Origin of the sequence: Endozoicomonas gorgoniicola (assembly GCF_025562715.2) — a bacterium.
GTDB classification, from domain to species: Bacteria; Pseudomonadota; Gammaproteobacteria; order Pseudomonadales; family Endozoicomonadaceae; genus Endozoicomonas_A; species Endozoicomonas_A gorgoniicola.
Window position 1 is genome coordinate 3082181 of the sequence record NZ_JAPFCC010000001.1, and the last position, 24820, is coordinate 3107000.

The 24820-nt window shown below is 48.7% G+C and carries 21 protein-coding genes and 3 pseudogenes; 11 read left to right on the forward strand and 13 right to left on the reverse strand.

All coding sequences use genetic code 11. The features are described from left to right. Window positions 1-62: 62 nt before the first annotated feature. The 5 genes from tnpC (NX722_RS14230) to ltrA (NX722_RS14250) form a co-directional block, all read right to left on the reverse strand. On the reverse strand, window positions 63-1616 hold the full coding sequence (gene tnpC / locus NX722_RS14230) for an IS66 family transposase (protein WP_262568559.1): 1554 nt from the start codon (window positions 1614-1616) through the stop codon (window positions 63-65). 56 nt (window positions 1617-1672) lie between these two features. After that, window positions 1673-2032: an IS66 family insertion sequence element accessory protein TnpB gene (gene tnpB, locus NX722_RS14235; RefSeq protein WP_262568545.1), complete on the reverse strand. Its 360-nt coding sequence runs from the start codon at window positions 2030-2032 to the stop codon at window positions 1673-1675. Continuing rightward, window positions 2029-2376, reverse strand: a complete 348-nt coding sequence (gene tnpA / locus NX722_RS14240) for an IS66 family insertion sequence element accessory protein TnpA (RefSeq protein ID WP_262566697.1) — start codon at window positions 2374-2376, stop codon at window positions 2029-2031. The genes tnpB (NX722_RS14235) and tnpA (NX722_RS14240) overlap by 4 nt, the downstream gene beginning before the upstream one ends. A gap of 40 nt (window positions 2377-2416) precedes the next feature. Continuing rightward, window positions 2417-2626 (reverse strand): hypothetical protein, encoded by a 210-nt coding sequence (locus NX722_RS14245; RefSeq protein ID WP_262568560.1) that lies wholly within the window; start codon window positions 2624-2626, stop codon window positions 2417-2419. Between the two features lie 102 nt (window positions 2627-2728). Next, on the reverse strand, window positions 2729-3991 hold the full coding sequence (gene ltrA / locus NX722_RS14250; RefSeq protein ID WP_262565434.1) for a group II intron reverse transcriptase/maturase: 1263 nt from the start codon (window positions 3989-3991) through the stop codon (window positions 2729-2731). A 579-nt stretch (window positions 3992-4570) separates the two neighbouring features. Between ltrA (NX722_RS14250) and NX722_RS14255 the strand changes: the two are divergent. Next, window positions 4571-5917 (forward strand): annotated as a pseudogene (locus tag NX722_RS14255) (IS1182 family transposase); the annotation flags it as partial. A 328-nt stretch (window positions 5918-6245) separates the two neighbouring features. Here NX722_RS14255 and NX722_RS14260 read toward each other — a convergent pair. Beyond that, window positions 6246-7763, reverse strand: a complete 1518-nt coding sequence (locus tag NX722_RS14260) for an IS1182 family transposase (RefSeq protein ID WP_262563606.1) — start codon at window positions 7761-7763, stop codon at window positions 6246-6248. 366 nt (window positions 7764-8129) lie between these two features. Here NX722_RS14260 and NX722_RS14265 point away from each other — a divergent pair, with 366 nt between their 5' ends. Further along, complete coding sequence (locus NX722_RS14265; protein WP_262566701.1) at window positions 8130-9194, forward strand: IS4 family transposase; 1065 nt, start codon at window positions 8130-8132, stop codon at window positions 9192-9194. Window positions 9195-9727: 533 nt separating this feature from the next. Here the strand turns inward: NX722_RS14265 and ltrA (NX722_RS14270) are convergent. The 3 genes from ltrA (NX722_RS14270) to ltrA (NX722_RS14280) form a co-directional block, all read right to left on the reverse strand. After that, complete coding sequence (gene ltrA / locus NX722_RS14270; protein WP_262565434.1) at window positions 9728-10990, reverse strand: group II intron reverse transcriptase/maturase; 1263 nt, start codon at window positions 10988-10990, stop codon at window positions 9728-9730. A 680-nt stretch (window positions 10991-11670) separates the two neighbouring features. Next, window positions 11671-12357, reverse strand: a complete 687-nt coding sequence (locus NX722_RS14275; RefSeq protein ID WP_262568562.1) for a hypothetical protein — start codon at window positions 12355-12357, stop codon at window positions 11671-11673. Between the two features lie 185 nt (window positions 12358-12542). Continuing rightward, window positions 12543-13805 carry a group II intron reverse transcriptase/maturase gene (gene ltrA, locus NX722_RS14280; protein ID WP_262564722.1) on the reverse strand — a complete coding sequence of 421 codons (1263 nt, stop codon included), beginning with the start codon at window positions 13803-13805 and terminating at the stop codon, window positions 12543-12545. A 686-nt stretch (window positions 13806-14491) separates the two neighbouring features. Here ltrA (NX722_RS14280) and NX722_RS14285 point away from each other — a divergent pair. Further along, entirely contained in the window at window positions 14492-14794 is a 303-nt protein-coding gene (locus NX722_RS14285) for a hypothetical protein (RefSeq protein WP_262568563.1), read from the forward strand. After that, a complete protein-coding gene (locus NX722_RS14290) occupies window positions 14791-15075 on the forward strand; it encodes a hypothetical protein (protein ID WP_262568564.1) in 285 nt (94 codons plus the stop codon). The genes NX722_RS14285 and NX722_RS14290 overlap by 4 nt, the downstream gene beginning before the upstream one ends. A gap of 101 nt (window positions 15076-15176) precedes the next feature. Here the strand turns inward: NX722_RS14290 and NX722_RS14295 are convergent, their stop codons facing one another. From NX722_RS14295 to ltrA (NX722_RS14310), 4 genes and pseudogenes are all read right to left on the reverse strand, one after another. Continuing rightward, window positions 15177-15353 (reverse strand): hypothetical protein, encoded by a 177-nt coding sequence (locus NX722_RS14295; protein ID WP_262568759.1) that lies wholly within the window; start codon window positions 15351-15353, stop codon window positions 15177-15179. A gap of 51 nt (window positions 15354-15404) precedes the next feature. Then, window positions 15405-15521: pseudogene (locus NX722_RS14300) on the reverse strand (group II intron maturase-specific domain-containing protein); the annotation flags it as partial. Window positions 15522-15582: 61 nt separating this feature from the next. Next, window positions 15583-16440, reverse strand: a pseudogene (gene ltrA, locus NX722_RS14305) (group II intron reverse transcriptase/maturase); the annotation flags it as partial. A gap of 1270 nt (window positions 16441-17710) precedes the next feature. Beyond that, complete coding sequence (gene ltrA, locus NX722_RS14310; protein ID WP_262565434.1) at window positions 17711-18973, reverse strand: group II intron reverse transcriptase/maturase; 1263 nt, start codon at window positions 18971-18973, stop codon at window positions 17711-17713. 762 nt (window positions 18974-19735) lie between these two features. On the opposite strand from ltrA (NX722_RS14310), the gene tnpA (NX722_RS14315) reads away from it, so the two are divergent. The 7 genes from tnpA (NX722_RS14315) (at window position 19736) to NX722_RS14345 (ending at window position 24733) form a co-directional block, all read left to right on the forward strand. Beyond that, on the forward strand, window positions 19736-20059 hold the full coding sequence (gene tnpA, locus NX722_RS14315) for an IS66 family insertion sequence element accessory protein TnpA (protein WP_262568537.1): 324 nt from the start codon (window positions 19736-19738) through the stop codon (window positions 20057-20059). After that, entirely contained in the window at window positions 20056-20424 is a 369-nt protein-coding gene (gene tnpB, locus NX722_RS14320) for an IS66 family insertion sequence element accessory protein TnpB (protein ID WP_262568536.1), read from the forward strand. Before tnpA (NX722_RS14315) ends, tnpB (NX722_RS14320) begins: the two co-directional genes overlap by 4 nt. A 36-nt stretch (window positions 20425-20460) precedes the next feature. Beyond that, on the forward strand, window positions 20461-21003 hold the full coding sequence (locus tag NX722_RS14325; protein ID WP_262568565.1) for an IS66 family transposase: 543 nt from the start codon (window positions 20461-20463) through the stop codon (window positions 21001-21003). Between the two features lie 33 nt (window positions 21004-21036). After that, window positions 21037-22113 carry an IS66 family transposase gene (gene tnpC, locus NX722_RS14330; RefSeq protein WP_262568566.1) on the forward strand — a complete coding sequence of 359 codons (1077 nt, stop codon included), beginning with the start codon at window positions 21037-21039 and terminating at the stop codon, window positions 22111-22113. A gap of 151 nt (window positions 22114-22264) precedes the next feature. Further along, a complete protein-coding gene (locus NX722_RS14335; RefSeq protein ID WP_262568567.1) occupies window positions 22265-22534 on the forward strand; it encodes a type II toxin-antitoxin system TacA family antitoxin in 270 nt (89 codons plus the stop codon). Then, complete coding sequence (locus NX722_RS14340) at window positions 22531-23064, forward strand: GNAT family N-acetyltransferase (RefSeq protein ID WP_262568568.1); 534 nt, start codon at window positions 22531-22533, stop codon at window positions 23062-23064. Before NX722_RS14335 ends, NX722_RS14340 begins: the two co-directional genes overlap by 4 nt. A gap of 268 nt (window positions 23065-23332) precedes the next feature. Beyond that, a complete protein-coding gene (locus tag NX722_RS14345) occupies window positions 23333-24733 on the forward strand; it encodes an IS1380 family transposase (protein WP_262568569.1) in 1401 nt (466 codons plus the stop codon). The last annotated feature ends 87 nt before the right edge of the window (window positions 24734-24820 follow it).

Genomic DNA, 24820 nt, shown 5'->3' on the forward strand with positions numbered 1-24820 from the left:
CCCGAAACCAAAAGGCTGAAAGTTTGAAATAACTGTAAGCGGTTGGGGAACTCCATCTACCCCTATTTCCACCAATCCGCTATTTTTAAATCATCCTGTGTGAGCTTCATAGGCAACAGGTGTTCGACACTGCTGCCTTTGGATAGCTGAGGTAATTTAGACAGTACGTAGCGGAACCATGCATAAGGCTCCAGACCGTTGGCTTTGGCCGTTTCGATCAGGCTGTACAACACTGCGCTGGCTTTGGCTCCATCTACGCATTGGGCGAAGAGCCAGTTTTTGCGACCGATCACAAAGGGTTTTATCGCTCGCTCTGCGGCATTGTTGTCAATGTCCAGCAGTCCGCTATCAAGATAGCGCATCAGATAAGGCCACTGATTTTGCGCATAAGTAATGGCTTTGCCCAGCTTGTTTTTCGGGGCTATTTTCGGTTGCTGCCTGTCCAGCCATTTTTTCAGCTTATCCATAACCGGTCGGCTTTCCGATTGCCGGATCTGGAACCGTTCTTCAACGGATTTGTCTTTGATCCTTCGCTCTATGGCGTAGAGCGTCTGGATCATGTTCAGCACCTGGGCCGGTTTGCTGATTTTAGTTTGTGGCCCACCCTTCTTTTTGGGGATGGCGTCCAGGGCTTCCTTGAATTTTCTGCGGGCGTGCGCCAGGCAGCCAACCAACTCAATCTCTGGCTGCTTGCTACTCAGGGTTTTATAGGCAGGCAAGCCGTCACACTGTAAATAGCCGCTAAAACCCGACAAAAATGCCTGTGGTCGTCCGTGATCCCGACCTGACTGGTAGTTGTACAACACAACGGGAGAGCCCAGCTGTCCTGTCGTACGATACAGCCACATGTAGGACTTGTTTTGCGGTGTACGATCAGGTTCGTTCAATACCTGTAGTGGTGTTTCATCCGTCTGGATGCATGGCTGCTTAACCAGCATCTTCTGTAAAGTGTCGTACAGTGGCTGAAGTAAAACCGACACCCTGATCATCCATTCAGCCATTGACGCACGACGGATCTCTACGCCCATGCGCTTGAGGATAAATTCCTGACGGTACAGTGGCAGGGCGTCGCAGTATTTGCTGGTGATAATCCAGGCCAGCAAGCCGGGGGTGGCAATACTCTTGGGAATAGGCAGCTTCGGCATCGGCGCTGTCTTAACGCCAGACTCGCACTCGCAGCGATACTTTAACCGCTGAAATTCAATGACTTTAACCTGGGCCGGAACAATATCCAGTTTGCAGCTGCTTTCGTGACCAAACGCCTGAAGCTCTTTGCCGCAGCAGTCGCATTGTTTTTCTTCTTCGGAGACATCCAGTGTTACAACATCACGGGGCAGGTCTTCAGATAATGTTTTTCTGACAGGCTTTTTCCGCTGGTGAGCTTCAATGGTCTGGGTTTCAGGCTCTTGCTCTTCTTCAGTGGCCTCTTCAGCCAGTTCTTCCGCTTCATTAAAGAGCTGTCCCTGATCTTCAAAACGCTCACTGGAAGAGCCAAATTTCTTATGCTGATATAACCGGAACTGTTCTTCATACCACGCCAGTTTCGTCTTCAGCTGGATAATTTCCAACTGAAGCGATTCAAAGGTCGGGCTGTCTGGCGTAGTGATCGTATTCATGCCGTTTATTATCCGACAAGCGCCCTGTAGTTTGCATTGAAGCAGGTCATGGTAATTTAAGCGGCAGGCTGGTAGTGCAGAGGTTGATGGGCTTTTTTCTGCTCTACCGGCAACCCGTCCAGAAGCCAGTTTAATTCACGGCGGGTTAATGCGATGGCCTGATCCGGAGCACCCTGACGAGGCCAGTTAAAACAGCCCTTTTCCAGGCGGCGATAGTAGAGCCAGAAGCCGTTGGTTTGCCAGTGCAGAATCTTGAGCTTATTGCGCCCCCGGTTGCAGAAGACAAACAGGCTTTCGGAAAATGGATCCAGTTCCAGCACTTCACTGACGATGAGGGACAGGCCGTCAATGGACTTGCGCATATCCGTCACGCCGGGTACCAGGTAAACGCTGAGAGATGAGGATGCACCAATCATGCGACCTCCAGAAGGTTGAGAACCTGCTTTAAAGCACCCGGGTCAAACCCGGCGGCCAGCTCAACCCGGAAGCCCCCGGGGCTGATAAGGGAGATACCTGTTTCGGTTGTTTCTGCGGGTGTCTGTTTTTTGCTGACTGGTTCTTCTGCAATAGAAACAGGAATCAGGGGTTGTGAATCCTGAACTGGCTCAATGACAGCCTGGTTGAAGTGACGTCGCTTGTGATAGCCGAACGTTTTGACCGAAAGCTGATGCTTCCGGGCGTATTCCGTCTGGGACAGGCCGCTTTTATTCCAGGCGTGGATGTGGTTTTTCCAGAAATCGTTGGTGCGATAGGTTGTCATGACTGCTTCCTACAGTTTGGAAGCATTAGTGTTCAGGATTTTAAAGCAGTCTGGTAGATGGAGTTAGCCTGACGCTTACGTGATTATGATCCAGTCCAAGAAAGACAGTCGAAACAGTTATTTCATCATTAATTTTCGTGACTTTTACTGTTCGGTCATGCGTCCCAAGCCATTCAGCCCACTGAACTACGGCCTCAGTGTCGTCTTCTTTGATCATTACGGGTTCTTTGTTGACCAGTATGTATTTCATCTTTATTCCTTAGTTTTGTGCCTTGCACATAAATCGGGTAGCCGGAGGTCTCTAACCTCCAGCCCCCACATCACACCGGCGTGCGGGTCCGCACCGGGCGATTCACCGAGGGTGGTGAAACCTGATCCACAAGTCTTTCAGGGAAACAAGCCCGAGTTTACTGAGAAAACTGTCGTTTAATGCTAACTGTGCCGCATAGGTTTTGCTTAGCCGGTAATACCCTTTGCTACTGGCTGCAATCGAGGCGGCCTTGATGTGATCAACACCTAACCTGATCAAATTTCTGTAACGGGTTTTCGGCTTTCGCCATTGTTTGATAAAACAACAGCGAATCCGCCGACGTATCCATTGATCCAGTCGCGGTATAGGACTGTAATATTCGGTTATCCTGAAATAACCCATCCAGCCCCGGATATATTCGGCCAGCTTCTTCAAGCGATATTCCATCGATACTCCCCAGCTTCGGCTGGTGAGTTTCAGGATTTTTCGCCTGAAGCGGTTCAGACTCTTCTCCGACCAGCGGATTCGCTTCCCTGTGAAGGTAAAACTCAGGAACTCAGCTTCGGTAGCTTTCACCACCTTGCTCTTTGTCGGGTTTATCCTCAGTTTCAGCTTGCGCTCAAGGTAACGTGTGATGCTTTCCATCACTCGCTCCCCGGCTCGCTGGCTGCCAACGAGGATCACAAAGTCATCGCAGTAGCGTGCGAAGCAATGCCCCCGGTACTCCAGTTCCTTGTCCAGGTCATCGAGAAGGACATTCGACAGCAGCGGTGAAAGTGGACCGCCTTGTGGCATACCTACCCGGGTTGGGTAGCATTGCCCATCAACCATGACGCCAGCACGAAGGTAGCGGCCAATCAGCTTCAACAGACGCTTGTCGTGAATCTTTCGAGAGACTCTCGACATAAGAACATCATGGCTGACCGTATCAAAGAATTTACTCAGATCAACATCAACCGCCTGATGCAGCCCCTGCTTAATGTATCGATTAACCTGTTGTACAGCGTCTTGTGCAGACCTTCCCGGTCTGTAACCGAAGCTGCTGGGAGAGAAGTCAGGATCAAAGATGGGTGATAATACCTGCACAATGGCCTGTTGTATCACTCGATCCATGACTGTCGGGATGCCCAGCAACCGTTCTCCACCATCGGGCTTTTCTATAACAGCCCGAAGGACGGGAGATGGTCTGTAAGTCCCATTGAGTAAGGCTTGGCGCGCTGAAGGCCAGTGCTGACGGGCAAAGTCAGGATAGGCTTTAATGGTGATCCCATCTATTCCGGGAGCCCCTTTGTTACTTCTGACTTGTTTCCATGCTTTCAGCAAATTGGCAGGTTCCAGTGCGCAACTCAGTAGATCGTGGTTCAAAGCTGGTTAAAGATTCTTTCGCCAACTCCAGTGAGTCGCCGGACGGCTGCACTGTGTTGAGGGAATCAGTCTCCTCTTTTCGTCGGTGTTCAGTCCTTCGTTGACGACTTCCAATCGGATTAACGACTTCTGTCGAACAACTACTATGACGTCTGCTGACTTCTGTTCAATCACCACACAGAATTACTTCTGCAGGCGCTATTGGTGGTCATCGGGTTTGCTCGAACAGGGTGATGAACCCTGTCCGCCGAGCCTGTTGTAACCAGTGGCTGAGAACTGGGATTGACCAATCGCATGTTGAACAGACCTCCCCGGATAAGAGCATGAACTTTCAGTACACAACCGCCGCATTTACCGTATCTCTCAAACCAGAGGGCTTTGTGATCCTTGGCTCACTCGCCCACGAGACTCGGCCTTGTATACGATTTCTGTCCGTCGGCTCGCACTTTTGCAGTCAGACTGCCTCCGCACAACCCCTCGTGAGATTGCACTTGCCTTAAGCTAGGAGCCTGTCGGACTTAGAGCAAAAATCTGGCATAATTGCCAATAATCACTTTTCAAGCAAGCAACCTCTGACAAATGAAGAGATGGACTTTCAGACCCGTTGACCGCAGTATTCCAGACATGTTTCCCGCCAGTGTCGATGATTATTTGCCGGAACGTCATCTCGCCCGTTTTGTTGTAGAGGTCGTCGAGCAGCTCGATCTTGATCCGTTCATCAAGTCCTACAGCGGTAGAGGTTCCAAAGCCTGGCATCCATCGCTCATGCTCTCGCTGTTATTTTATGGCTATGCGACAGGTGTCTTTTCCAGCCGAAAGCTGGAGAAGGCTACTCACGACTCTATTGCTTTCCGCTATATCTGTGCCAATGAACACCCAGATCATGACAGTATTAATGCTTTCCGGAAGCGGTTTCGCAAGGAAATCAGCAACCTGTTTACCCAGATTCTAATGATCGCTAAAGAAGCCCAGTGGTTAAAAATGGGAACCATCAGTCTGGATGGCACCAAAATGAAAGCGAATGCCAGCAAACACAAAGCCCTCAGCTACGAGTATGCCTGCAAGCTGGAAAAACAGCTCAAGTCTGAGGTGGATGAGCTCCTGAAAATGGCAGAGAAAGCCGATGCAGAAGAGCAGCCTGAAGAGCTTTCTATTCCAGAGGAGCTCAAGCGTAGGGAAGATCGCCTTGCTGTTATTGCCGAAGCAAAAGCAGAAATAGAGCGTCGCGCTGAGGAGCGATACCAATACGAGCTGGAAGAATATGAGGAAAAAGTGGCTCGCAGGGAAGCGATCAGGGAGTCTGGAAAAAAGCCGAGGGGTAGAGAACCCAAAGCCCCAGAGGCAGACCCAAGAGACAAAGACCAGGTCAATCTGACAGATCGTGATTCCCGCATCATGCCAACATCAGGCGGCAGTTATGAACAAGCTTATAATGCGCAGGCTGCAGTTGATGTTGAAAGCGGACTGATCGTAGAAAAACACATTACTCAGGCAACAAACGACAAACAGCAGGTAGAGCCAGCCCTTGAAGAACTGGCAACTCGTGAAGACGAACTTGGCAAGCCCGAAGCGATCCTGGCAGACACAGGCTACTTCAGTGAGAGTAATGTGTCAGCTGTGGATAACTATGGCGCAACTGCGTATATCGCAGAGAAGCGTGATGCCCACAATAAACCTTTGATGGAGCGCTTTAAACCTGATGATCCTATGCCGGAAGGCGACGATGTAACAGCATTAGACCTGATGCGTTGGCGGCTGCAGACAAAAGAAGGTCGGGCTGTTTATGCCTTGCGGAAAAGTACGATTGAACCAACCTTTGGAATACAGAAAGAAGTGATGGGGTATCGCCAATTTCTGGTTCGAGGCTTTGCAGAGGTGTCTGCTGAATGGGATCTGCTCTGCACAGGCTTCAATCTGAAGAAAATGTTTGCCATGGCGATGGCGGACATTGAAAATTGGTTATTTATGATTCAACTTCTGGCTGCATACAGAGCTTTTTGGGCGATGTTTTACTATTTACGGGTAAGAGTGGCGGTTGTGAGAACAGCTTGCACAGTAGCTTAAACAGGCAGCAGGGTTATGATGCCGCCTTCTTTTCTGGACTTGTTACAAGTCCGACAGGCTCCTAGGAGCCTGACCGAGAATAGCTTAGGCAGTCCTCCTAAAGGTTTCGCAAAATTCAAAATGAGCAAAAAACAACCACTTTTTGAGGTTGATTTGCTCATTTTTGCCAATTTACAGCTTTTCTTTACCTTTATGCCGCTTTTTCAACCTTTTTTAAATCCTCAAGACGGAGTGACCCCGTTAAAGCTTTCTTCACAATTTTTTTGAAATTATGCACTGTGCATACCAGTGAAAACTCTGCTTCCACTTTCTCTTTCCCGCGCAGACTGAAACTCCTGAATCCAGAGTTTTTTATCTGACCAAACGGCGGTTCCGCTATTACTTTGCGACGTTCGTATACCGCTTTCGCTTCGCTTGTTTCCATTTTTTTATTCATGGCTTGTCGTGCAGTTTCAAACTTGTCTGTGCGAATTACCTTGCCTGCACTTTTCTTGGAGCCACTGCATCTGGAGCGGTAAGCGCACTCTCGGCATACTTCCTTGTTTGCCCGGTAGCCTTTCCTCTTAGCTTTACTGGCTGGATTGGTAACCAATTTTTCCCCAGCCGGACAGATGAAGACGTCAGCTTCAATATTGTATGTAAAATCCGCTTTGACAAATTTTCGATCAGTATTTTCAAGGTTCGTGACAGCCGGTTTTTCTTCCTTATCAGTAGCGATATAACCGTCTATTCCGTGTTTATCCAAGGTGTGCAGATTTGGCCCTGAAAAATAGCCGTTGTCCATACTCCATTTATCCACAGCTGCGCCATCGGTAGATTCTGACAAAGCCTGAAGAGCAGGTTCTACTTCCTGTACGTCGTTGGCGCGCTGGCTGATGTGTTGGCCAACAATGATCTGGTGATCCGCATCTACATTAATTTGGGCATTGTAGCTGTATTCGCAGTACCCTTTCTTGCTCATCACCCGGGCATCATGGTCTGCAAAGCTAATCTGTTTCTTGTCGTCTATTGGCTCGTCCGGATTGAGGGCTTTCTCACGCTCTTCCAGTGCTTTTTTGGCAGCCTTAATTTTCTTCAGCCGTTCTTCTTTAAACTGGAGGTCTTCAGGAATACTGTAGCCATTGGTTTCTTTGTAGGCGTCGTCTTCTTCCTGATCGCACTGGCTGGCTTTTTTGATCAGTTCATCAACCTCAGCGCTGAGTTCTGCCTCTTTGGCTTTAAGCCGGCCGTAGCTCATGGCCTTATGCTTTGAACTGTTGGCTTTGAATTTCGAACCATCCAGGCTGATATGCCCAAGCGATGCCAGTTTCAGCTCCATCGCCAGCTTGACGGACTGTTTGAAACAGTCATGAAAAAACGACAGGTTGTTTTTGCGGAAGTCCCCCAGGACCCGAAAGTTTGGGCAATTCATCTGAGAGATGTACATGAATGCCAAGTCCTGCCGACACCGTTTTTCTATTTCACGGGAGCTGAATACACCATGACTGTAGGCGTAGATCAGGATACCTACGATCAGCTTGGGTGGGTAGGCATGCTGTCCAAGGTGATGGTACTGCTTTTCAACTTCCGAGGTATCAATGTTCTGGAAGATGGTCTCATAGATGTAGCAGTCATGATCTTTGGGAAGAAGATCAAAGATGTTGGTTGGAAACAGCAGGTGCTGGTCGAACTCAACAGGGCTATCCTTGAATTTTGGTGGTGGCGACATCAGGCTTCATCAGGGCTGCGTTTTGAACGCTATTATATCAGATAAATCCTATTCTCGGTCAGGCTCCTAGTGGTTATCATCGGTGGGCTTATTCGGCTCCAGATCCGATGCTGGTTTACCCACAGGGGACTTTCACCCCATAAGTTCATGCCCATGCCGGGCGTACCAATGTTTTCCAAAGGACGTGCCTACGGCACGCCTCTGAAAACGGCGTTATGTGCTCAACAAATTAATGAGCAAAAACATCTATGTACGGGACAAAAAATTATAAACTCTTGATTTATCGGGTCTGGAGGGTATGAGCTGACCTTTCCATCAGGTAACCTATCCGGTCTCTCAACTCCGTAAAGTTTACCGTTGTCGTACATGGAAGAAGTCAGCTCATTAGCCGAGAAGCTTAAGGCTCATTTACCCCTGCATCAAGCCCGAATCAACTTCATCTCACAATTTGTTCTATCTTTGATACGCGCCCGTTCTACTAATCTCTACCGAGTAGCCGAAGAGTTCCAGTCTGAAGCCGATGCCGAATCCAGTTATCGACGCATCAAACGGTTCTTTGCTGGTTACGAATACAGCTATGAGCAGTTGGGGGAATTTATCCTGAGCTGCCTCGATATGGATCGCTATACGCTATGCATGGACAGAACCAATTGGAAGCATGGCTCTAAGGATGTGAACTATCTGGTGGTCTCTATTTCCTGGCAAGGAAACTCTATACCCATTGTCTGGGAGTGTCTGGACAAACGTGGTGGCAACTCCAATACAGATGAACGCATTGCCTTGATAGAGCGGGTTTTGAAGATTATTCCGGCGGAAAAAATTGACAACCTTCTGGCTGATCGTGAGTTCATAGGTCATGACTGGTTTGAGTGGTTGCGACAGAAGAAAATATTGTGTCGCCTCCGTATAAAAGGTGATGTCGCAGTAGAGCATGACAATCGCAAAACCACAGCGGGGAAGCTTTGCCGTAGTGTGAAGTTTAATCAAACCGTCACTTGGCATACCAGAAAAAAAGTGGCGGGAGTACCGCTTTACATTGCTGCGCACCGCACCTTGAAAGGGTTGCTCATAGTTGTGGCTACTGAAAAGCCGGACGGCATGATCGAGGACTATTACAAACGCTGGGATATAGAAACGCTGTTTGGTTGTTTGAAAAGTCGTGGGTTCGATATGGAGTCTACACATATGACGAAGCACGACCGCATGGACAAACTTATGGGACTCCTCGCCATTGCGTTCGCGTGGTGTCTGCTTGTGGGGCACTGGCATTACGGTGAGGCTAATCAGCTCCCACTGAATAAACATAACAGACCAGCAAAAAGTCTGTTCAGACTGGGGCTTGACATGCTCAGACGAGTACTTAAAAACAAATGCGCAAAAAATGATCAGATTGCATTTCAGGAGCTGTTAAATGTTTTGTCCCGTACATAGCAAAAACATATCGCAGAAACTTAAAAAAGACATTGTCCATGGAATTGATTTTCATACTTTTCATCTTGTCTCCATTCGGCTACTGGTTCTATATACATTTCAAGTTCTGGAAGGTATTTAAGGAAAGTGAGCCAGATGCTTACAAGCAACACAATGCCATTTCCTTGCTAAAATATTCGAACCTCTTTCAGTGGATCGATTACGCTTTAAATAAGAAATATGTTGAGTCAAATAATCAAGATCTAATAAAGGCAGGAGATGAACTTTGCCAGGCGTACGAATATAAAGCTAAGTTCATTGGTTATGGCCTCCTTGTTTTTTCTTTGCTAGCTTTAGCTTCTTTGATATTTAAATATAACTAAATGCAAATACACATAACAAGCTTTGTTATCCGAGGCTGCCATAAAAAATCGGAGAAATTCTTCACAAAACTGGTCTACAAACAATAAGCAACCGCACATAAATCGGGTAGCCGGAGGTCTCTAACCTCCAGCCCCCACATCACACCGGCGTGCGGGTCCGCACCGGGCGATTCACCGAGGGTGGTGAAACCTGATCCACAAGTCTTTCAGGGAAACAAGCCCGAGTTTACTGAGAAAACTGTCGTTTAATGCTAACTGTGCCGCATAGGTTTTGCTTAGCCGGTAATACCCTTTGCTACTGGCTGCAATCGAGGCGGCCTTGATGTGATCAACACCTAACCTGATCAAATTTCTGTAACGGGTTTTCGGCTTTCGCCATTGTTTGATAAAACAACAGCGAATCCGCCGACGTATCCATTGATCCAGTCGCGGTATAGGACTGTAATATTCGGTTATCCTGAAATAACCCATCCAGCCCCGGATATATTCGGCCAGCTTCTTCAAGCGATATTCCATCGATACTCCCCAGCTTCGGCTGGTGAGTTTCAGGATTTTTCGCCTGAAGCGGTTCAGACTCTTCTCCGACCAGCGGATTCGCTTCCCTGTGAAGGTAAAACTCAGGAACTCAGCTTCGGTAGCTTTCACCACCTTGCTCTTTGTCGGGTTTATCCTCAGTTTCAGCTTGCGCTCAAGGTAACGTGTGATGCTTTCCATCACTCGCTCCCCGGCTCGCTGGCTGCCAACGAGGATCACAAAGTCATCGCAGTAGCGTGCGAAGCAATGCCCCCGGTACTCCAGTTCCTTGTCCAGGTCATCGAGAAGGACATTCGACAGCAGCGGTGAAAGTGGACCGCCTTGTGGCATACCTACCCGGGTTGGGTAGCATTGCCCATCAACCATGACGCCAGCACGAAGGTAGCGGCCAATCAGCTTCAACAGACGCTTGTCGTGAATCTTTCGAGAGACTCTCGACATAAGAACATCATGGCTGACCGTATCAAAGAATTTACTCAGATCAACATCAACCGCCTGATGCAGCCCCTGCTTAATGTATCGATTAACCTGTTGTACAGCGTCTTGTGCAGACCTTCCCGGTCTGTAACCGAAGCTGCTGGGAGAGAAGTCAGGATCAAAGATGGGTGATAATACCTGCACAATGGCCTGTTGTATCACTCGATCCATGACTGTCGGGATGCCCAGCAACCGTTCTCCACCATCGGGCTTTTCTATAACAGCCCGAAGGACGGGAGATGGTCTGTAAGTCCCATTGAGTAAGGCTTGGCGCGCTGAAGGCCAGTGCTGACGGGCAAAGTCAGGATAGGCTTTAATGGTGATCCCATCTATTCCGGGAGCCCCTTTGTTACTTCTGACTTGTTTCCATGCTTTCAGCAAATTGGCAGGTTCCAGTGCGCAACTCAGTAGATCGTGGTTCAAAGCTGGTTAAAGATTCTTTCGCCAACTCCAGTGAGTCGCCGGACGGCTGCACTGTGTTGAGGGAATCAGTCTCCTCTTTTCGTCGGTGTTCAGTCCTTCGTTGACGACTTCCAATCGGATTAACGACTTCTGTCGAACAACTACTATGACGTCTGCTGACTTCTGTTCAATCACCACACAGAATTACTTCTGCAGGCGCTATTGGTGGTCATCGGGTTTGCTCGAACAGGGTGATGAACCCTGTCCGCCGAGCCTGTTGTAACCAGTGGCTGAGAACTGGGATTGACCAATCGCATGTTGAACAGACCTCCCCGGATAAGAGCATGAACTTTCAGTACACAACCGCCGCATTTACCGTATCTCTCAAACCAGAGGGCTTTGTGATCCTTGGCTCACTCGCCCACGAGACTCGGCCTTGTATACGATTTCTGTCCGTCGGCTCGCACTTTTGCAGTCAGACTGCCTCCGCACAACCCCTCGTGAGATTGCACTTGCCTTAAGCTAGTGGTTATCATCGGTGGGCTTATTCGGCTCCAGATCCGATGCTGGTTTACCCACAGGGGACTTTCACCCCATAAGTTCATGCCCATGCCGGGCGTACCAAATGGTTGCAGTTCGTTCGCTTCGCTCACCCGACGTGCCTTCGGCACGCGGCTGAACCAGGCGTTAGCTGAACCGTCTCAACCGAGAGTTCTCAGCTCTGCAAATGCAAGCCAAACTTCAATGTATGTGATGTAGGCTATTGCTGAACCGTAAATAAGCGTCATTTGAGTTATAAAGTTAGCTGTATACTTATGACTCGGAAATAAATATGTTATTGCATTTCCTGCTGCGCTAAATGACATTGCCAAAATGCTTTGCCGTAAAGAGTTTTCTGAAAGGATCTGTATAAAGTTATTTTTTTGATCTTTAGTTCCAAACATCTGAATACTAATTGATCCTGTTACTAAAGTATCAGCTGCTGCATATATTGATGAATATATTATCGGGTTCATTTTAAACCCATAATAGTTTAAATAAGAAAATAGCAACCCTGACACCATAGCTCTTGAAATACTGGAAGTAGTTGTTAGCATCACATCCGCATAGCCTTGGGTTGGGCATTGGAGGAAATTGCTTGTAACTCTTCTTGCTATTGCATCTATAGCTCCTACGATTGCTCCCATTTTAAGAGAAGCTATTACAGAAGATTGGATGTTCACAAATTTTAAATTCTGAGCTGCAACTTGACCTGCCATTGCTGAAGCTATTCTGTTATTGACCATGTTTGGAATATTGGTGTAGGCCGCTAAGCAAGCTCCATATTTAATGAGCAATACCAAACAAATACTCGATAATTTCATAGAGGGTCCTATTTTTTGACTCACTTCGATATCCTCAGAAAAATTCTGCTCAGAGAATAGACTATCTGTGTAAAAAAAAGAGGATGAGTGATCTCGAATGACAGCTCGGTAGTCGTGCTCCAATAATTAGTTCAGCTAAATCGGGTAGCCGGAGGTCTCTAACCTCCAGCCCCCACATCACACCGGCGTGCGGGTCCGCACCGGGCGATTCACCGAGGATGGTGAAACCTGATCCACAAATCTTTCAGGGAAACAAGCCCGAGTTTACTGAGAGAACTGTCGTTTAATGCTAACTGTGCCGCATAGGTTTTGCTTAGCCGGTAATACCCTTTGCTACTGGCTGCAATCGAGGCGGCCTTGATGTGATCAACACCTAACCTGATTAAATTTCTGTAACGGGTTTTCGGCTTTCGCCACTGCTTGATAAAACAACAGCGAATCCGCCGACGTATCCATTGATCCAGTCGCGGTATGGGACTGTAATATTCGGTTATCCTGAAATAACCCATCCAGCCCCGGATATATTCGGTCAGCTTCTTCAAGCGATATTCCATCGATACTCCCCAGCTTCGGCCAGTGAGTTTCAGGATTTTCCGCCTGAAACGGTTCAGACTCTTCTCCGACCAGCGGATTCGCTTCCCTGTGAAGGTAAAACTCAGGAACTCAGCTTCGGTAGCTTTCACCACCTTGCTCTTTGTCGGGTTTATCCTCAGTTTCAGCTTGCGCTCAAGGTAACTTGTGATGCTTTCCATCACTCGCTCCCCAGCTCGCTGGCTGCCAACAAGGATCACAAAGTCATCGCAGTAGCGTGCGAAGCAATGCCCCCGGTACTCCAGCTCCTTGTCCAGGTCATCGAGAAGGACATTCGACAGCAGCGGTGAAAGTGGACCGCCTTGTGGCATACCTACCCGGGTTGGGTAGCATTGCCCATCAATCATGACGCCAGCACGAAGGTAGCGGCCAATCAGCTTCAACAGACGCTTGTCGTGAATCTTTCGAGAGACTCTCGACATAAGAACATCGTGGCTGACTGTGTCAAAGAATTTACTCAGATCAACATCAACCGCCTGATGCAGCCCCTGCTTAATGTATCGATTAACCTGCTGTACAGCATCTTGTGCAGACCTTCCCGGTCTGTAACCAAAGCTGCTGGGAGAGAAGTCAGGGTCAAAGATGGGTGATAATACCTGCACAATGGCCTGTTGTATCACTCGATCCATGACTGTCGGGATGCCCAGCAACCGTTCTCCACCATCGGGCTTTTCTATAACAGCCCGGAGGACGGGAGATGGTCTGTAAGTCCCATTGAGTAAGGCTTGGCGCGCTGAAGGCCAGCGCTGACGGGCAAAGTCAGGATAGGCTTCAATGGTGATCCCATCTATTCCGGGAGTTCCTTTGTTACTTCTGACTTGTTTCCATGCTTTCAGCAAATTGGCAGGTTCCAGTGCGCAACTCAGTAGATCGTGGTTCAAAGCTGGTTAAAGATTCTTTCGCCAACTCCAGTGAGTCGCCGGACGGCTGCACTGTGTTGAGGGAATCAGTCTCCTCTTTTCGTCGGTGTTCAGTCCTTCGTTGACGACTTCCAATCGGATTAACGACTTCTGTCGAACAACTACTATGACGTCTGCTGACTTCTGTTCAATCACCACACAGAATTACTTCTGCAGGCGCTATTGGTGGTCATCGGGTTTGCTCGAACAGGGTGATGAACCCTGTCCGCCGAGCCTGTTGTAACCAGTGGCTGAGAACTGGGATTGACCAATCGCATGTTGAACAGACCTCCCCGGATAAGAGCATGAACTTTCAGTACACAACCGCCGCATTTACCGTATCTCTCAAACCAGAGGGCTTTGTGATCCTTGGCTCACTCGCCCACGAGACTCGGCCTTGTATACGATTTCTGTCCGTCGGCTCGCACTTTTGCAGTCAGACTGCCTCCGCACAACCCCTCGTGAGATTGCACTTGCCTTAAGCTAGTGGTTATCATCGGTGGGCTTATTCGGCTCCAGATCCGATGCTGGTTTACCCACAGGGGACTTTCACCCCATAAGTTCATGCCCATGCCGGGCGTACCAATTTTATCCAACGGATGCGCCTCCGGCACACCGTTGATAAAGGCGTTATGTGGCTGTACAAATCACATGCAAGGAGTCGTACATTGCATAAATATCACGAATGCAAATTTCTGCCCAAAAAAGGCATTACAATTGTCTATAGTGATGAATTTCTTGGCGATGATAAGCATGTCTGGAATATGATAATAGAGCGGTCAGCAGAAGAGGCAGACCTTGAAGAAAATCATTATCTTGAAGAGGTAGGTGACACAATTTGGCAAACAGTGCTAGAAATATACTGTTGCCCCTATTGTGGTGAGCCCTTATCAAGTTCTAAGAAGCAAGTTGAAGCAGCTGATATAGTCCACTATGACAACTGGCATAGCTGGTATGGCAGCAAATTATGAAAGCACCTAAAAAACCTCTTTCTAAGAAGCTGAAAAAAATACGCCGAGATAGAAAAATCGAGCAAAGGAAAAAATACAAATTTATTTTCATAAATGGAAAGCAAGTAAAGGTTAAAAGAGACCCTGAAATCGATGGGATGCCAGTAGATGACTTCATTAGAGAAAATGCTGACCTTATATGGTTGCATCAAAATGGGTTGTGGCACTTTATTGAAACAGAAGATGAAATCAAAGTAGATTGCGAAAAATATGATAAAGACAACCCAGAAATACCATTTTAGATACTCTCCATACATTGAGAACGCCACATAAATCGGGTAGCCGGAGGTCTCTAACCTCCAGCCCCCACATCACACCGGCGTGCGGGTCCGCACCGGGCGATTCACCGAGGGTGGTGAAACCTGATCCACAAGTCTTTCAGGGAAACAAGCCCGAGTTTACTGAGAAAACTGTCGTTTAATGCTAACTGTGCCGCATAGGTTTTGCTTAGCCGGTAATACCCTTTGCTACTGGCTGCAATCGAGGCGGCCTTGATGTGATCAACACCTAACCTGATCAAATTTCTGTAACGGGTTTTCGGCTTTCGCCATTGTTTGATAAAACAACAGCGAATCCGCCGACGTATCCATTGATCCAGTCGCGGTATAGGACTGTAATATTCGGTTATCCTGAAATAACCCATCCAGCCCCGGATATATTCGGCCAGCTTCTTCAAGCGATATTCCATCGATACTCCCCAGCTTCGGCTGGTGAGTTTCAGGATTTTTTCGCCTGAAGCGGTTCAGACTCTTCTCCGACCAGCGGATTCGCTTCCCTGTGAAGGTAAAACTCAGGAACTCAGCTTCGGTAGCTTTCACCACCTTGCTCTTTGTCGGGTTTATCCTCAGTTTCAGCTTGCGCTCAAGGTAACGTGTGATGCTTTCCATCACTCGCTCCCCGGCTCGCTGGCTGCCAACGAGGATCACAAAGTCATCGCAGTAGCGTGCGAAGCAATGCCCCCGGTACTCCAGTTCCTTGTCCAGGTCATCGAGAAGGACATTCGACAGCAGCGGTGAAAGTGGACCGCCTTGTGGCATACCTACCCGGGTTGGGTAGCATTGCCCATCAACCATGACGCCAGCACGAAGGTAGCGGCCAATCAGCTTCAACAGACGCTTGTCGTGAATCTTTCGAGAGACTCTCGACATAAGAACATCATGGCTGACCGTATCAAAGAATTTACTCAGATCAACATCAACCGCCTGATGCAGCCCCTGCTTAATGTATCGATTAACCTGTTGTACAGCGTCTTGTGCAGACCTTCCCGGTCTGTAACCGAAGCTGCTGGGAGAGAAGTCAGGATCAAAGATGGGTGATAATACCTGCACAATGGCCTGTTGTATCACTCGATCCATGACTGTCGGGATGCCCAGCAACCGTTCTCCACCATCGGGCTTTTCTATAACAGCCCGAAGGACGGGAGATGGTCTGTAAGTCCCATTGAGTAAGGCTTGGCGCGCTGAAGGCCAGTGCTGACGGGCAAAGTCAGGATAGGCTTTAATGGTGATCCCATCTATTCCGGGAGCCCCTTTGTTACTTCTGACTTGTTTCCATGCTTTCAGCAAATTGGCAGGTTCCAGTGCGCAACTCAGTAGATCGTGGTTCAAAGCTGGTTAAAGATTCTTTCGCCAACTCCAGTGAGTCGCCGGACGGCTGCACTGTGTTGAGGGAATCAGTCTCCTCTTTTCGTCGGTGTTCAGTCCTTCGTTGACGACTTCCAATCGGATTAACGACTTCTGTCGAACAACTACTATGACGTCTGCTGACTTCTGTTCAATCACCACACAGAATTACTTCTGCAGGCGCTATTGGTGGTCATCGGGTTTGCTCGAACAGGGTGATGAACCCTGTCCGCCGAGCCTGTTGTAACCAGTGGCTGAGAACTGGGATTGACCAATCGCATGTTGAACAGACCTCCCCGGATAAGAGCATGAACTTTCAGTACACAACCGCCGCATTTACCGTATCTCTCAAACCAGAGGGCTTTGTGATCCTTGGCTCACTCGCCCACGAGACTCGGCCTTGTATACGATTTCTGTCCGTCGGCTCGCACTTTTGCAGTCAGACTGCCTCCGCACAACCCCTCGTGAGATTGCACTTGCCTTAAGCTAGTGGTTATCATCGGTGGGCTTATTCGGCTCCAGATCCGATGCTGGTTTACCCACAGGGGACTTTCACCCCATAAGTTCATGCCCATGCCGGGCGTACCAAATGGTTGCAGTTCGTTCGCTTCGCTCACCCGACGTGCCTTCGGCACGCGGCTGAACCAGGCGTTAGGTGCCTAAGTTCAAACAAAGATTCATATCTTAAGGTTCTGTCTGCGCTGAGAGTTTTACTCAGAGCCAATATGCAACTTCTGTTTGTGTTGAGAGTTTTTTGGCTTGGTCTTTCTGGCAGAAATTTCAGATCAACCTTCAGCTTTGGTTCCGTTCCACGGTTGAGTTATTTCAAACTTTCAGCCTTTTGGTTTCGGGGCACCTTGGGACGAATGAATCTCCCTCAGGGTTGGTGAAACTTCAGTGTTTCTGACGAGTAAGTTTTGGTTCTTATTTAAAGAAACGGGTAACGCCAGTATTAACTTGGTACCTTCTCAGCAAATGCTGATAGTGGGCTCATGTTAACTTGATGGTTTTGGGATCGGTTCCACGGTGAGCTTCAAAAATCTCTATACTTTTTTGTCTCAGAGTTTAAATTCAACTCCTCTGCCTTACTCAGCAGTTTATAGCGGTGAGTCCGCAGCAAACGGCAAGAGGAGTTGTTTCAAGTTGGGTGCCAATAAACAACAATGGAGTTGCGAGGGCATCTAAATCGGGTAGCCGGAGGTCTCTAACCTCCAGCCCCCACATCACACCGGCGTGCGGGTCCGCACCGGGCGATTCACCGAGGGTGGTGAAACCTGATCCACAAGTCTTTCAGGGAAACAAGCCCGAGTTTACTGAGAAAACTGTCGTTTAATGCTAACTGTGCCGCATAGGTTTTGCTTAGCCGGTAATACCCTTTGCTACTGGCTGCAATCGAGGCGGCCTTGATGTGATCAACACCTAACCTGATCAAATTTCTGTAACGGGTTTTCGGCTTTCGCCATTGTTTGATAAAACAACAGCGAATCCGCCGACGTATCCATTGATCCAGTCGCGGTATAGGACTGTAATATTCGGTTATCCTGAAATAACCCATCCAGCCCCGGATATATTCGGCCAGCTTCTTCAAGCGATATTCCATCGATACTCCCCAGCTTCGGCTGGTGAGTTTCAGGATTTTTCGCCTGAAGCGGTTCAGACTCTTCTCCGACCAGCGGATTCGCTTCCCTGTGAAGGTAAAACTCAGGAACTCAGCTTCGGTAGCTTTCACCACCTTGCTCTTTGTCGGGTTTATCCTCAGTTTCAGCTTGCGCTCAAGGTAACGTGTGATGCTTTCCATCACTCGCTCCCCGGCTCGCTGGCTGCCAACGAGGATCACAAAGTCATCGCAGTAGCGTGCGAAGCAATGCCCCCGGTACTCCAGTTCCTTGTCCAGGTCATCGAGAAGGACATTCGACAGCAGCGGTGAAAGTGGACCGCCTTGTGGCATACCTACCCGGGTTGGGTAGCATTGCCCATCAACCATGACGCCAGCACGAAGGTAGCGGCCAATCAGCTTCAACAGACGCTTGTCGTGAATCTTTCGAGAGACTCTCGACATAAGAACATCATGGCTGACCGTATCAAAGAATTTACTCAGATCAACATCAACCGCCTGATGCAGCCCCTGCTTAATGTATCGATTAACCTGTTGTACAGCGTCTTGTGCAGACCTTCCCGGTCTGTAACCGAAGCTGCTGGGAGAGAAGTCAGGATCAAAGATGGGTGATAATACCTGCACAATGGCCTGTTGTATCACTCGATCCATGACTGTCGGGATGCCCAGCAACCGTTCTCCACCATCGGGCTTTTCTATAACAGCCCGAAGGACGGGAGATGGTCTGTAAGTCCCATTGAGTAAGGCTTGGCGCGCTGAAGGCCAGTGCTGACGGGCAAAGTCAGGATAGGCTTTAATGGTGATCCCATCTATTCCGGGAGCCCCTTTGTTACTTCTGACTTGTTTCCATGCTTTCAGCAAATTGGCAGGTTCCAGTGCGCAACTCAGTAGATCGTGGTTCAAAGCTGGTTAAAGATTCTTTCGCCAACTCCAGTGAGTCGCCGGACGGCTGCACTGTGTTGAGGGAATCAGTCTCCTCTTTTCGTCGGTGTTCAGTCCTTCGTTGACGACTTCCAATCGGATTAACGACTTCTGTCGAACAACTACTATGACGTCTGCTGACTTCTGTTCAATCACCACACAGAATTACTTCTGCAGGCGCTATTGGTGGTCATCGGGTTTGCTCGAACAGGGTGATGAACCCTGTCCGCCGAGCCTGTTGTAACCAGTGGCTGAGAACTGGGATTGACCAATCGCATGTTGAACAGACCTCCCCGGATAAGAGCATGAACTTTCAGTACACAACCGCCGCATTTACCGTATCTCTCAAACCAGAGGGCTTTGTGATCCTTGGCTCACTCGCCCACGAGACTCGGCCTTGTATACGATTTCTGTCCGTCGGCTCGCACTTTTGCAGTCAGACTGCCTCCGCACAACCCCTCGTGAGATTGCACTTGCCTTAAGCTAGTGGTTATCATCGGTGGGCTTATTCGGCTCCAGATCCGATGCTGGTTTACCCACAGGGGACTTTCACCCCATAAGTTCATGCCCATGCCGGGCGTACCAAATGGTTGCAGTTCGTTCGCTTCGCTCACCCGACGTGCCTTCGGCACGCGGCTGAACCAGGCGTTACATTTGCTCAAATGTAACGCCAATAAAACCCACGTCCTTACACTTTAAGACCAATCCTGAAATCATCAACCTCCCAAGATAGTGGAGGTCACGATGACAAAAACCGGCATAACTGACACCGAATGGCTGGTGCGAGTCCAGTCCTGGCAGCAATCGGGTCTGAGCCAGAGCGCCTGGTGCCAACAAAATGATATTTCTGTCTCAAAGTTCGGGTACTGGAAACGAAAACTGGAAACAGTATCTGCTACCAAGCCTGCACAACACTCTGCCTTTGTACCAGTGACACCAGCTCAGGAACCCGTTGAGCCCAGTGCAAGTAGCCAGCTGACAGTCGTTCTTCCTAATGGTGTGACTGTGTCCGGTATTAATGAAGGCAATTTGTCGCTTGTTAAACAGTTGGTCGGGGAAATGCTATGAACCAGCCAGTCATGCGCCCCGCCATCACACTTCCAAAAGTGTTTCTTTATCGGGAGCCCATCGATTTTCGAAAGTCATTTCGCGGTCTGGCCGTGTTAGTTGAGCAGGAACTCGGGCATAACCCTTTCGACGGTTATCTTTACGCCTTCACCAATCGTCAGCGTAATAAAATCAAGTGCCTGTTCTGGGAAGACAATGGCTTTGTGCTTTATTACAAGAGTTTGTCAGATGACAAGTTCCACTGGCCTGAACCTGATGATGAGCTGGTGACATTAACCGGGCAGCAACTTAACTGGCTGCTCGACGGTTACAATCTCAAGGCCATGAAACCCCATAAAAAAAGGCATTATGAGAGTTGTTTTTAGTCTTATTCTTCAGGCGGTTATGGTAAAATACCGGTCATGAAATCAATGACCAATGCTGTCTTTCCTCAGCCGGAATCCGCTTTGGATTCGCCTTTTTCCAAGGCTGAAATTGCCCGTGATATGGAGGCCTTGCTTGAGGCCATCCATACGAAGGACAGCGCCCTTCTTGAAAAAGACGACATTATTCAGAAGAAATCCCAGGTCATTGAAGAGCAGAAAAAGCGAATCACGCTCCTGGAAGAGTACCTGCGCCTGGAGCGGGCACGGCTTTACGGGCGTAGTTCGGAAAAGTCCGGCAGTCAGGGGGAGATCTTCAACGAGGCTGAATTAGTCGATTGTGCGACACAGCCGGATGAGGATGAGCCGGAGCAACCTGAGCCCGATTCGAACTCCCGCAAACACCGTAAAGGGCGCCAACCCTTCTCGCCTTCACTGCCCAGAGTCCAGGAGCGGTCTGAACTCAGTGAAGAGGAAAAAGCCGGGGCCATTGACACGTTCTTTGTCAAAGTGCGGGAAGAGCTGGACATTGTTCCAGCGAAAGTTCAGGTCAAAGAAATCCTGCAGGAAAAAGCCGTCTAACCGGAAACAGACGAGCATGGTCAAGAAAAACGGGTGATTAAGGCAGCCACTCTGCCAAAGCACCCACTGCCCAAATCATCGCTGTCTGTCAGCACTCTGGCCTGGGTCATTGTCTCCAAGTACTGCGATGCCTTGCCACTGTACCGTCAGGAGAACATGCTCAAGCGATACGGTGGCTCCGTGACACGTACGACCATGGCTAACTCACTGATCCGTCTGTCTACAAAGCTACAGCCACTGATCAACCTGATGAGGGATCACCAGAAAGAGGGGTCTGTCATCAATGCTGACGAGACCCGGATCCAGGTCATCAAGGAGAGCAGCAAGTCCATTAACTCGGACAAATACATGTGGGTCAGCCTGGGCGGGCCACCCGGTCAGCCATCGGTACTGTTTGAGTACGATCCTTCAAGAAGCAAGGAGATCCCCCTGCGCCTGTTTGAAGGGTTCAGTGGTTACCTGCAAACGGACGGCTATGCCAGCTACAATGCAGTATGCAAACAGGAAGGCATCACACAGGCAGGCTGCTTCGACCACGTTCGCCGCAAATTCACCGACGCCAAAAAAGGTGAAGCCAAACCGGGCAAGAAGGTGAAAAACGCCAGGGTTAGCAAAGCGGATGTTGCTCTGGGCAAAATCCGTAAGCTCTACGCCATTGAAGCGGAGATTGAAAAGCTGTCTGCAGTTAAGAAACTGGCTATACGACAAGAGAAGAGTAAACCTCTTCTGGATGACCTACACCAATGGCTGGAGAAAAACATCACCCGGCTGGTACCGGACAGTTTGACCCATCTGGCGATGAGCTACGCTCTGAACCAGTGGCCAAAACTGGTCACATACTGTGAAAGTGGTGAGCTGAGCATCAGTAATGCCGCAGCAGAAAATGTTATACGACCATTCGCCGTTGGCCGCCGAAACTGGCTATTTGCAGACACGCCAAACGGTGCGAAAGCAAGTGCCCTGTTTTACAGCCTGGTCGAAAGCGCCAAAGCCAATGGTTTGGAGCCTTATGCGTACCTGAACCGTATTTTAAAAGAGCTGCCTTATGCTGATACTCTTGAGAAATTAGAGTGTCTGCTGCCCTGGGCAGTTAAGGCCAATCAAGAATAAGAGAGTTCAGCAAGGCTAGCCAGTACGCTGGTTTATTTGGCGCTTACGCTCAAATAATCATCCGTCATTTATCCGTACAGCTTGCGTATGGGAACTCTCAGGTCTAAACTCTGTCTATACGGAAGATATCCGTACAAATGGAGGGTGAAATATGGCTACTGCACGCTTAGACCTGAGACTTGATGAGGAAATCAAGGCTAAAGCAGAAAAGGCTTCAGCCCTGCTGGGACTGAAGAGTTTGACCGAATATGTTGTAAGGCTCATGGATGAAAACTCTACACAGGTCATTTCTGAGTATGAAAGCATTACAGTAGAAAATGATGTCTTTGATCGCTTTACAGAAGCCTGCGAAAAGGCAAAAGTTCCAAACAAGGCTTTGTTAGATGCCCTAGCATTTACCGAGGAGAAAGGTGTCAAGTGAGCTGGTCAAAGGAGTTTGTGGAACTCGATAAAGGTATCCACGATAGAGCATCATTTGACTGTGGTGAAGCTGAACTTAATTTGTTCATCCAGACACAAGCAGCAAAACATATGCAGGCAGGTATCAGTCGTACAATGGTTCTGCCTGCATCAAGCCCTTTACCAAATCAAAAAATACCAGTTTGTGCATTTTATAGCATTGTGCCAAGTTCCATCTGCCGAGACACTTTGCCCAAAGCTTTAGCCAAGAAATTACCCCGTTATCCTATCCCTGTATTTCTGATCGCTCAGCTTGCTGTACATCGAGAATTCCACGGAGAGGGGCTTGGGAAAATTTGCTTAATAAATGCCTTGAAGTATTTGTGGGAAATCAACTCCCATATGCGTGCATACGCGATAATCGTTGACTGCCTAACGGACTCAGCAGAACGATTCTATGCAAAATATGGTTTTGAAGTATTGTGTGAACATAATGGTAGAGTTCGCATGTTTCTTCCTATGAAAACAGTAGCCCAGCTGTTTGGTCCGTAGCCAACCGCAAATGTAAATCGGGTAGCCGGAGGTCTCTAACCTCCAGCCCCCACATCACACCGGCGTGCGGGTCCGCACCGGGCGATTCACCGAGGGTGGTGAAACCTGATCCACAAGTCTTTCAGGGAAACAAGCCCGAGTTTACTGAGAAAACTGTCGTTTAATGCTAACCCGGATATTTCATAAAAAGAGGCAAGTTCCGCCCAATCACTTGATATAATTGGGTCGACCAAAAAAATGCTTCGGAAGAAGCAAACCGGAACTTGCCATGAACAAATTTACACAAGAACAGCTTCGTTTTCACCCCTCCAACGGAAAAACTATCCGGGCAGACTTCAATGGCGGAGAATTATCCTCTGATTTTGGCGCCCTGATGCTACGTGAAACAATGCTTCACAGCGGTATCATATCCAGGCTGACTGACGGCATTGACGATAAACGTCATCAATCCTACATCGACCACACCCTGCAAGAACTCATTGCCCAAAGAGTTTTGCAAATGGCCTGTGGTTATGAAGATGCAAACGACAGCAACCATCTGCGTAAAGACCCAATCTTTAAGCTTGCCAATGGAAGAAACCCACTGGACGATGATAACCATCTGGCTTCCGCTCCAACGTATACAAGGCTTGGTCGGTCCATGACCAAACGGGATATTTATAATATGACCAAAGCACTGGCTGATCACTTCATCAGCAGTTATGAATACCCGCCATTAGCCATCATTATCGACCTGGATCATACGCCTGCTATCACCCATGGCGGCCAGCAGATGAACCTGTTCAACGCCAAATATCAAGACTACTGTTACTTGCCCTTAATGATCTTTGAGGGGCTCAGCGGCAAGCTGATCACTTCGATCCTGCGTCCTGGAAAAACACCCACAGGCCGAGAGAATGCAGCTATTCTCCAGCGCCTCATTAAGCTGATCCGTACAAGATGGCCGAAAACCCATTTACTGGTTCGTGGGGATAGCCACTTTGCCCAACCAGAGTTAATGCAGGTTGTTCAGGATGACCCTCACTCCGACTACGTGCTGGGAAAAGGCGCAGGACACAAGACGGCCTTGCGACCTAAAGCCAAAGAGTTGCTGGATGAAGCGCGGAAAGCTCTCGACGTTAAAACCGGGCTGGCAAAACTGAACAACATGCCAGAGCCTGAGCGACTCAGGCTCTACGGAGAAACGGACTATCAGGCAAAAAGCTGGAAAGGGCTGGACACCCGGATAATCTATAAGGCAGAGGTCAACCAGAAAGGCGACAATCCCCGCTTTATTGTGACTTCGATGATGGAGGCTTCCCCCGAGGAAATATATGAAGACCTTTATTGTCCCAGAGGGCAGGATGAGAACTTCATTAAGCATCTGAAAAGTGATTTGTCCGGTGATCGCTTGTCAGATCAAGGCTTTCTGGCAAATCACCTGAGAATGTTTTACGCCTGCGCTGCTTATGTTCTTCACTATGAGCTGAGAACCAAGGCACTGAAAGGTACGGAGCTGGAAAAGGCACAGCCATCAACCGTGATCACAAAACTTTGTAAGGTCGCGGTTAAAGTGGTTGAGTATAAAGACCGAATCAAACTTCACTTGCCCCGCAGCTGTCCAATAAAAGGGCTTTTGCAGCATATAACCGAAGTCTTTTATTCAATGCCGCTGCCTCGACCGGGATAGTCAGCTTCATAAACTCAATCAGAATAAAATAGCGACCAACAGAAAGAGTGTTGGGGAATTCTGTTGTCCTGAAAAAGCAGGTGCTGA